Source organism: Castellaniella sp. (genome assembly GCF_041675725.1).
In the GTDB taxonomy this organism is placed as follows: Bacteria; Pseudomonadota; Gammaproteobacteria; order Burkholderiales; family Burkholderiaceae_B; genus Castellaniella.
Genome location: NZ_JBAYTI010000089.1, coordinates 1 through 8,608, shown reverse-complemented (window position 1 = coordinate 8,608; position 8,608 = coordinate 1). Strand labels below are relative to the sequence as shown.

Sequence of the window (8,608 nt, the reverse complement as noted above, 5' to 3'; positions counted from 1 at the left end):
GTAATAGCGGCTGAATACACGTGTGCGAACGCTTCGGGCCGGGCCGCCAGCGCACAACCCACGGCATCCAGCACCAGATGACGGGCGTAGTCGATGACCTCTGACGGAACGTGATCCAGGGAAAGGCCGGCAGCAAATTCTGCGATTCGATTCGAGATCTGGGTCTCGGAGAAGCCGGAGTCTGCTTGATTCATGGCGTATTCGATGATGGGCCGGAGGCCGCTCTCCCCTGCATTTTATGTTATTTGTATGGACAATATAAATGAGCGGACAAATCATGTCAACCACGCGAGGTCGCGTGATTCATCGAAACGCCGTGCCGATACTCGACAAGGATCGTAGATCGCGTGAATTGTCCGTATTAACGTGCCAGAAGACGGCAGATGGGGGCGCGGCAGCGGCGGCACCGCATCGCACGATGCGCACAGACCCCGCGTGCGTGGGGGGCGGATCAGGCCGCCCCGGCGGGGATGCGATACACCTGGATGAACGTGGTGGGCGGTACTGGGTTCGAACCAGTGACCCCTGCCGTGTGAAGGCAGTGCTCTACCACTGAGCTAACCGCCCAACTGGACGCTGCCCGGCGCCGAAGGCGGCCAGCAGCCTGTTGGAAAGACCAACGATTATACACGCTTTCACCGGGCCTCCAGGCTGCGCCAGAGGCTGGGTTTGCCATTGTCCTTCTCCAGCGCATCGAGGTAGGCTTCGTGCGCCGCCAGGTCGTGATCCGTCAGCGCGATCACCTGCAGCCTGCCCGCATCGATGCGGCCGGAGGCCACCCGCTGGAGGTGTGCGTCATGGCCGTCCACCTCGGCCATGCCCTCGAGCAGCGAGTCCTGCCCCCGCGTCATGGCCAACCAGACTTCGCCCAGCAATTCGGAATCCAGCAGGGCGCCATGCAGCGTCCGGTGTGCATTCGAGACGCCAAAGCGTTCGCACAGCGCGTCCAGGTTGTTGCGCTTGCCCGGGAACAGGTCGCGCGCGACCTGCAGCGAGTCGGTGATCTGGTCGCACAATTCGGCAAAGCGGGGTTGCCCGGCGCGCGCCAGTTCGGCATCCAGAAACTTCACGTCGAACGGTGCATTGTGGATGATCACCTCGGCGCCGCGCACGAAATCCACCAACTGGTGGGCCACCTCGGGAAAGCGGGGATGCTCGGACAGAAACTCGGTGGTCAGGCCGTGCACCTGGAGCGCACCCGGGTCGCTGTCCCGATCCGGATTCAGATACAGGTGCAGGGTATGGCGCGTGATGCGCCGGTTGATGATTTCCACGCAACCGAGCTCGACGATCCGGTGTCCCTCGTCGGGATCCAGGCCCGTGGTTTCGGTATCCATGATCACTTGTCGCATGGTTCAGCCTCGTTTCAGCAATTCTTCCACACCCTGGTTGGCCAAGGCGTCCGCACGCTCATTGCCCGGTTCGCCCACATGCCCCCGGACCCAGCGCCAGTGCAGATCATGACGCGCCGCCAAGGCATCGAGTTCCTGCCACAGATCCGCGTTCTTGACCGGCTGACGGCTGGCCGTGCGCCACTGGCGCTGTTTCCACGCGGGCAACCATTCCGTCATCCCCTTGTGCACATAGGTGGAGTCCGTATGCAGGATGACGGTGCAGGGGCGCTTCAGGGCCTGCAGAGCGCGAATGACCGCAAGCAATTCCATGCGGTTGTTGGTGGTCCCGTGCTCGCCGCCACGCAAGGTTTTCTCGTGCTGGCCGTGGCGCATCAATACGCCCCAGCCGCCGGGCCCCGGATTGCCCTTGCAAGCGCCGTCGGTCCAGATTTCCACGCAAGATTCAGACATCCGCCTTCCTGTTGGTCTGATGGGTGACGGGCGCCACAGTAGCACGGCGGGCCTTGCGCCGTGAAGACTGGCGCCAGACCGGCCCGACCAGATGCATGGCCGCCACGCGCTTCACGGCCGCCACGGCGTATACCGCCCCCGCAGCCGGCCACCAGCGATCGCCGGCGTGTTCCAGGAAATGCCAGCGCTGCAGCCAGGCTTGGGTCGTGCACAGCGGCACATAACAGCCAAAGCGCCCTCGATCGACCTCGAAGGAGAGCAGTTTGAACCAATCCTTGAGGCGTCGCAGCGACACCTGCAAGGGCACCGGAATGGGCAGCTGCAGGGCCAGCCCTGGCAAGGACTCGCGCACCCCCCACAGGCTGCAAGGGTTGAAGCCCGTGAGGACGACGCGCCCTTCGGGCACCAGGACCCGTTCGACTTCGCGCAACACCTGGTGCGGATCCTGGCACCACTCGAGCGTGTGCGGCATGACCAGCAAATCGACGCTCTGGGCATCGAAGGGCAGCTGTTCGGGCTCGCAGATCAGGCGCCCCGCCCGTGTGCCATAGGGCGCGTCGGGGCTGTGCGCCCAGACCTTGTGCGGCATGCGGTTGGCCTGCAGCAAGTCCCAGTGCGGCAGGCCAATTTGTATGGCATGATAGCCAAATGCGTTGCCCACCATGGCATCCACCTGGCGTTGTTCCCAAGCGCGCACGTACTGCCCCGGGGGCGTATCCAGCCACTCTGCCAACTCGATCGGCGTAGCCCGTCTGGCTGTCATTGCAGCCTCCGGCCATGAAACCCCGCGAAACCTTTCATCTTATACCTGGCATGCTCGACCCCATCCCTGCCCTATCCGACAACTATATCTGGATGGTACAAAAAAATGGCCACGCTGTTGTGGTGGATCCCGGCGAGGCCGACCCCGTCCTGGCTCGTCTGGGCGCACTCGGGCTTACGCTCGAAGCCATCCTGATCACCCACCACCACCACGACCACACGGGTGGCGTGCCGGCGCTGCAGCAACGAACGGGGGCCACCGTCTATGGTCCGCGCAACGAAGCCCTGCCGGTCTGCGACCGCCGCCTGGCCGAGGGCGATACCGTGACGTTGCCGGCCACCGGGTTGCAATTCAAGGTGCTGGATGTCCCCGGCCACACCGCCGGCCATATCGCTTATTTCGGCCACCTGGATACCCAGGGTCCCGTCGTTTTCTGCGGGGATACGCTGTTTGCAGTGGGCTGCGGGCGCGTATTCGAAGGCACGCCCGCACAAATGCTGGCATCCTTGGATAAAATAAGTGGCTTGCCGAGCGACACCCTGGTCTGCTGTGCGCACGAATACACGCAATCCAACATCCGTTGGGCTCTGCACGTCGAACCGCACAACACGGCCTTGCAGGCGCGGGCCGCCGAAACCGACAGGCTGCGCGCCAAAGGCTTGCCCACGGTGCCCTCCAGGCTGGCACAAGAGCACGACACCAATCCGTTCCTGCGGGTGCGGGTGGCGGCCGTGCAAAAGGCCGTGCAGCAGCACACGGGGGTGGGCGGCCACACAGACGTAGCCGTCTTTGCAGCCCTGAGAGAATGGAAGAACAATTTCAGATGATTGCGCCATGATGATTTCCCGCTGGCTGTTCGTGGCCCTGCTATCGATATTGGCAGGGTGCGCCACACAAAACGACGGGCGGCAGGCCTACGTGGCCGAAGACACTTCGCGAACCATCGATCTCACGCACCCGCCACGCGACATGTGGGACCGCATCCGCCGTGGTTTTGCCATCCCCAACCTGAACGACGAGCGCGCCACCTACTGGACGAACTATTACGCCTCCCACCCGCAATCCGTACTGCTCATGAGCCAGCGGGCCGGCAAATACCTGTACTACATCGTCGATGAACTCGATCAGCGGGGCATGCCCACCGAACTGGCCCTGCTGCCATTCGTGGAATCCGCCTATGATCCCAACGCCTTGTCGCGCTCCAAGGCATCGGGCCTGTGGCAGTTCATCCCCAGCACCGGGCAGCATTACAACCTGCAGCAGGACATCTGGCGCGATCTGCGCCGCGACCCGGTCGCATCCACCCAGGCCGCGCTCGATTACCTCGCCTACCTGTATGACCTCCAGGGCGACTGGTACCTGGCGCTGGCATCCTACAACTGGGGCGAAGGCGCCGTGCGCAGAGCCATCGAAAAAGCCGGCAAACAGGGCGCGCGGCAACCCACTTACCTGACGCTCGACCTGCCCGACGAGCCCCGCAACTACGTGCCCAAGCTGCAGGCCATCAAGAACATCATTGCACGCCCGGAAAAATTCGGCGTCACCCTGCCCAAAGTAGGCAATACGCCCTATTTCACCACCGTTCACAAATCGCGCGACATGGATCTGGCCGTGGCGGCTGCGCTCGCCGAAATGCCTTTCGAAGAATTCCAGGCGCTCAATCCGTCGTTCAACAAGCCCCTGATCCTGGGCGCGCACAACCCGCCGTTGCACCTGCCCCTGGATAAGGTCAGCACCTTCGACCGCAACCTGGATACGCACCATGGTCCGCTGGCCACCTGGACGCTGGTGCCCGTCCGAAAGGGGCAGTCCCTGGCGGCCATTGCCAAAGCGCACGGCATCACCCTCAGCCAGCTGCGCAGCGTCAACGGCCTGAGTGCACGCCAGACCGTGGCGGGCACCACGCCGCTGCTGGTGCCCAGCCAGGCCGAGCCCATCCGCTCGGGCGGCAGCATCGGCCAGACCGACGTCATCGCCCGCCTGATCGCAGATGCGCAATCCGCGCCTGCCCGGCCTGCCACGCCACGCACCCACACCATACGCAAGGGGGACACCCTGTTCGCCCTGGCCAGACGCTATAACACGTCGGTTGCCGCCCTGCGCGAGCTGAACAATCTCAAGGATTCCAGGCTGGCGACCGGCAAACCGCTGCGGATACCCGCCAACCAATGATCGCAAAGGATACAGCCATGGGTTTTCTTCAAGGCAAACGCATACTCGTCACCGGGGTACTGTCCAACCGTTCCATCGCCTGGGGGATTGCACAGGCCTGCCGGCAGCAGGGTGCGGATCTGGCCTTCACCTACGTGGGCGAGCGCTTCGAGTCCCGGGTACGAGGCTTTGCCAACGAACTGGGCAGCGAGATCGTCATCCCCTGCGATGTGGCCGACGATGGCCAAATCGCCGCGGCCATGGCGACCCTGGCCAGCCACTGGGACGGCCTGGACGGCCTGGTGCATTCCATCGGCTTCGCGCCGCGCGAGGCCCTCGAGGGGGATTTCCTCGATGGCCTGACCCGCGAAAACTTCCAGGTGGCTCACGACATCTCGGCCTACAGCTTCCCGGCACTGGCCAAGGCCGCCCTGCCGCTGCTCGATGGGCGCGGCGGCTCCGTCCTGACCCTCACCTACCTGGGCGCCGAAAAGGCGATCCCCCACTACAACATGATGGGCCTGGCCAAGGCCTCGCTCGAAGCCAGCGTGCGCTATCTGGCCAAGTCCCTGGGCAAGCGGGGTCTGCGCGCCAACGGCATCTCCGCCGGGCCCATCAAAACGCTGGCGGCCAGCGGCATCCGCGATTTCTCCAACATGCTCAAATATGTGGAATCCCAGTCTCCGCTGGGGCGCAACGTCACCATAGAAGATGTCGGCAATGCCGCTGCATTCTTGCTGTCTGACCTGGCTGCCGGCGTCACCGGCGAGATCCTGCACGTCGACTGCGGCTTCTCGAATACCGTGCCGGGCATGGGCTGAGATCCGTCGGCTGAGACCCTCATTTCCACCCACCAGGGGGCGGGCGCCGGCGCGCCCCCCTGTTACGGGTAGGGAGGATTCATCCGGCATGCGGTAGTCTCGCTCGGGTTGCCCTATTGCAGCGGAAGGAGACAAGGCGTGTTCAAAGGTCAATGTCTGACGCTCACCCCACTCGAGTACCCCGGCATCCACGAATTATGCTTCGATCGGGCAGGCGCACCGGTCAACAAACTGGATGCCGCCACCCTCAAAGAATTCCAGGCCGCCCTCTGCTGCGCGCAATGCCTGCATGCCCAGGGCAATCTGAAGGGCTTGCTGATCACCAGCGGCAAGGACTCTTTTATCGTCGGCGCCGACATCCAGGAATTCACAACGTGGTTTGCACAGCCCGCAGCCGACATCACGGCCCTGCTGGCCCGCAATGCAGACCTGTTCACCCAGCTCGAAGACCTGCCCGTGCCCACCGTAGCGCTGATTCGCGGCTACGCCCTGGGCGGCGGTCTCGAGCTCGCCCTGGCCGCCAGCTGCCGGGTAGCCGGCACCTCGGCGCAACTGGGCCTGCCCGAGGTCAACCTGGGCATTTATCCGGGCTACGGCGGGACCGTCCGCCTGCCCCGCATCACAGGTCTGGACACGGCCTGCCACTGGATCGCACAAGGGCAGCACCATTCAGCGCAAGCGGCCCTGGACGCCGGCGTGATCGACCGGATGGTGGCCGATGACGGCCTGCGCGAGGCGGGCATCACGCTGTTGCGCGACCTGATCGCGCGGCCTGAAGACTGGGCGGCGCGCCAGGCCCGAAAACGCGACCCCGTGCCGGCCGGAGCCACTCCTCCGGAACCCCTGGTGGCACAGGCGCGCGCGCTCAGCCGCCAGCACCTGCCCGCCATGGCCACCCTCCTCGACCTCATGGCAGCCAGCGCCCGCCTGACGCGTGCCGACGCCCTGCAACGCGAAGCCGCCGTATTCGGCGACCTGGCCCGCAGCCAGGCAGCCGACGCACTGATCGGCACGTTCCTGGGTACGCAACAGGTGCGCAAGATCGCCCGGCAACACGCACGGCAGGGCAAGACCATCGGCCAGATCGGGATCCTCGGGGCCGGGATCATGGGCGGTGGCATCGCCTTGACGAGCCTGCTGGCCGGGGTGCCCACGCGGCTCTACGATGCGTCCGAGTCCGCGCTCGAACGCGCGGGCGCCCAGCTCGAGGAACAGCTGGCCCTGCGGGTCAGGCAAGGGCGGCTCGATGCGGCCGGGCAGCAAAAAGCAAGGTCCTTGCTCACCCTCGTGGATCAGCCCGCCGCCCTGCATGACGTCGATCTCCTGATAGAAGCGATTGTCGAGCGGCTCGAAGCCAAGCAGGCCGTGCTGTCCGAACTCGAAGGCAAACTGCCGGACACGACCCTGTTGGCCAGCAACACGTCCAGCCTGCGCATCAACGAGATCGCCGAGGCCTTGCAACGGCCGCAGCAATTCATCGGGATGCATTTCTTCAACCCGGTGGTGCGCATGCCACTCGTCGAAGTGGTGCGCGGCCGTCACACGCCAGACGCATGGGTGGCCACGGCAGTCGCTTTCGCCCTGCGCCTGGGCAAGACCCCCATTGTGGTCGCCGACGGCGCCGGCTTCCTGGTCAACCGGATCCTGACCGCCTACATCAGCGGCTTCCTGCAGCTGAGCGCCGACGGCGAAGACTTTGAACGGATCGATCAGGTCATGGAATCATTCGGCTGGGCCATCGGTCCCGCCGCCCTCGAAGACGTGATCGGCCTGGATACCGGCAGCCACGTCAATGACGTCATTGCCGCGGCTTATCCGCAGCGCATGCCGCAATTCGAGGATGACGCCCTACGCTGCCTGCTGCGCGCCGGGCGCCTGGGGCGCAAGAATGGCCGGGGCTTCTACGTCTATGAACGCGGTGCGCCGGGCGCGGTGCCGCGGCGCGCGTGCCCCGAGGCGCGCACGCTGCTGGCCAGCCTGCAGCCCCGGGGGGCCCGCATGCACGCCCCCGAGGACATCGTAGACCGGCTGATGCTGCCCATGGTCATCGAGGCCGCCCAGGCCCTGGAAGAAGGCGTCGTGGGGACAGCGGCCGAACTCGATATCGCAGTCCAGCTGGGGCTGACCTTTCCGGCCCATGCCGGAGGGCCCCTGCGCTATGCAGACTGGCTGGGGCTGGCCGAAGTCGGCCGGCGCTGCCAGCGCTTGGCGCACCTGGGCCCGGCCTATGTCCCAACCCCGCGGATGCGCGACATGGCCCGGCTGAACCAGCGCTTCCACAACCCCGCCTGACGGCACGAACCCAAAAATGGAACCTATCATGAACCAAGCCTATATCGTGGCCGCGCGACGCACGGCCGGGGGCCGGCGCAAAGGACGGCTCGCAGGCTGGCATCCCGTCGAGATGGCCGCCCGCATCATCGATGCCCTGATCGACGACCTGCAGGCGGATCCCGCCACCGTGGACGACGTGATCATGGGTTGCGTCAGCCAGATCGGCGAACAGTCCACCAACGTGGGCCGCAACGCCGTGCTGGCCTCGTGCCTGCCCGAATCCGTGCCCGGCACCAGCGTGGATCGCCAGTGCGGCTCGTCGCAGCAGGCCGTGCATTTTGCGGCCCAGGCGGTCATGTCGGGCACCATGGACATGGTGATTGCGGCGGGTGTCGAATCCATGACCCGTGTCCCCATGGGCAGCCCCGTGAACCTCGCCCAACAGGCCAGCCTCGGGCACTATCAAAGCCGCACGATCCTCGAGCGCTACAAGCACCAGATATTCAGCCAGTTCGTGGGCGCCGAAATGGTGGCCAAAAAATACGGGCTCACGCGCGAGGACCTGGACGTCTATGCTCTGGAGAGTCATCGTCGAGCGGCCGGCGCCACGGAAGCGGGACACTTCAGCGCCGAAATCCTGCCACTACCCGTTCTGGACGCTGCGGGCCGGCCCACGGACGATCGGCACGAAATCGACGAAGGCATTCGCTTCGACGCGTCGGCCAGCGCCATTGGCGCGATGGCCCCGCTGCAGGAAGGCGGCCTGGTGACCGCCGCAAACGCCAGTCAGATCT

At 65.1% G+C, this 8,608-nt stretch carries 9 protein-coding genes and 1 tRNA gene; 5 read left to right on the top strand and 5 right to left on the bottom strand.

The window, feature by feature from the left end:
* The 5 genes from WCZ84_RS13005 to WCZ84_RS12985 form a co-directional block, all read right to left on the bottom strand.
* Positions 1–194, bottom strand: a 194-nt coding sequence (locus WCZ84_RS13005) for an MmgE/PrpD family protein (protein ID WP_372686705.1), incomplete at its 3' end; no start/stop codon positions are given.
* A 298-nt stretch (positions 195–492) separates the two neighbouring features.
* A tRNA-Val gene (locus WCZ84_RS13000) sits at positions 493–567 on the bottom strand.
* 68 nt (positions 568–635) lie between these two features.
* Entirely contained in the window at positions 636–1,352 is a 717-nt protein-coding gene (dnaQ, locus tag WCZ84_RS12995) for a DNA polymerase III subunit epsilon (protein WP_372686704.1), read from the bottom strand.
* A 3-nt stretch (positions 1,353–1,355) separates the two neighbouring features.
* Positions 1,356–1,805: a ribonuclease HI gene (gene rnhA / locus WCZ84_RS12990; RefSeq protein ID WP_372686703.1), complete on the bottom strand. Its 450-nt coding sequence runs from the start codon at positions 1,803–1,805 to the stop codon at positions 1,356–1,358.
* Positions 1,798–2,568 (bottom strand): class I SAM-dependent methyltransferase, encoded by a 771-nt coding sequence (locus WCZ84_RS12985; protein ID WP_372686702.1) that lies wholly within the window; start codon positions 2,566–2,568, stop codon positions 1,798–1,800. The genes rnhA and WCZ84_RS12985 overlap by 8 nt, the downstream gene beginning before the upstream one ends.
* Before the next feature lie 14 nt (positions 2,569–2,582).
* On the opposite strand from WCZ84_RS12985, the gene gloB reads away from it, so the two are divergent.
* The 5 genes from gloB to WCZ84_RS12960 all read left to right on the top strand — a co-directional run.
* Positions 2,583–3,395 carry a hydroxyacylglutathione hydrolase gene (gloB, locus tag WCZ84_RS12980; RefSeq protein WP_372686701.1) on the top strand — a complete coding sequence of 271 codons (813 nt, stop codon included), beginning with the start codon at positions 2,583–2,585 and terminating at the stop codon, positions 3,393–3,395.
* Positions 3,396–3,402: 7 nt separating this feature from the next.
* Positions 3,403–4,740 (top strand): transglycosylase SLT domain-containing protein, encoded by a 1,338-nt coding sequence (locus WCZ84_RS12975; protein ID WP_372686700.1) that lies wholly within the window; start codon positions 3,403–3,405, stop codon positions 4,738–4,740.
* Positions 4,741–4,757: 17 nt separating this feature from the next.
* The gene (gene fabI, locus WCZ84_RS12970; protein WP_372686699.1) at positions 4,758–5,540 is read left to right on the top strand and encodes an enoyl-ACP reductase FabI; all 783 of its coding nucleotides are present in this window, start codon (positions 4,758–4,760) and stop codon (positions 5,538–5,540) included.
* A gap of 138 nt (positions 5,541–5,678) precedes the next feature.
* On the top strand, positions 5,679–7,832 hold the full coding sequence (locus tag WCZ84_RS12965) for a 3-hydroxyacyl-CoA dehydrogenase NAD-binding domain-containing protein (RefSeq protein ID WP_372686698.1): 2,154 nt from the start codon (positions 5,679–5,681) through the stop codon (positions 7,830–7,832).
* Positions 7,833–7,860: 28 nt separating this feature from the next.
* Positions 7,861–8,608 (top strand): beta-ketoacyl synthase N-terminal-like domain-containing protein (locus tag WCZ84_RS12960; protein ID WP_372686697.1); only part of this gene is annotated, 748 nt, incomplete at its 3' end.

Excerpts from the sequence above, each read along its gene's own strand:
- dnaQ (WP_372686704.1), bottom strand. The coding sequence starts at position 1,352 with ATGCGACAAGTGATCATGGATACCGAAACCACGGGCCTGGATCCCGAC.
- rnhA (WP_372686703.1), bottom strand. The coding sequence starts at position 1,805 with ATGTCTGAATCTTGCGTGGAAATCTGGACCGACGGCGCTTGCAAGGGC.
- WCZ84_RS12985 (WP_372686702.1), bottom strand. The coding sequence starts at position 2,568 with ATGACAGCCAGACGGGCTACGCCGATCGAGTTGGCAGAGTGGCTGGAT.
- gloB (WP_372686701.1), top strand. The coding sequence starts at position 2,583 with ATGAAACCCCGCGAAACCTTTCATCTTATACCTGGCATGCTCGACCCC.
- WCZ84_RS12975 (WP_372686700.1), top strand. The coding sequence starts at position 3,403 with ATGATGATTTCCCGCTGGCTGTTCGTGGCCCTGCTATCGATATTGGCA.
- fabI (WP_372686699.1), top strand. The coding sequence starts at position 4,758 with ATGGGTTTTCTTCAAGGCAAACGCATACTCGTCACCGGGGTACTGTCC.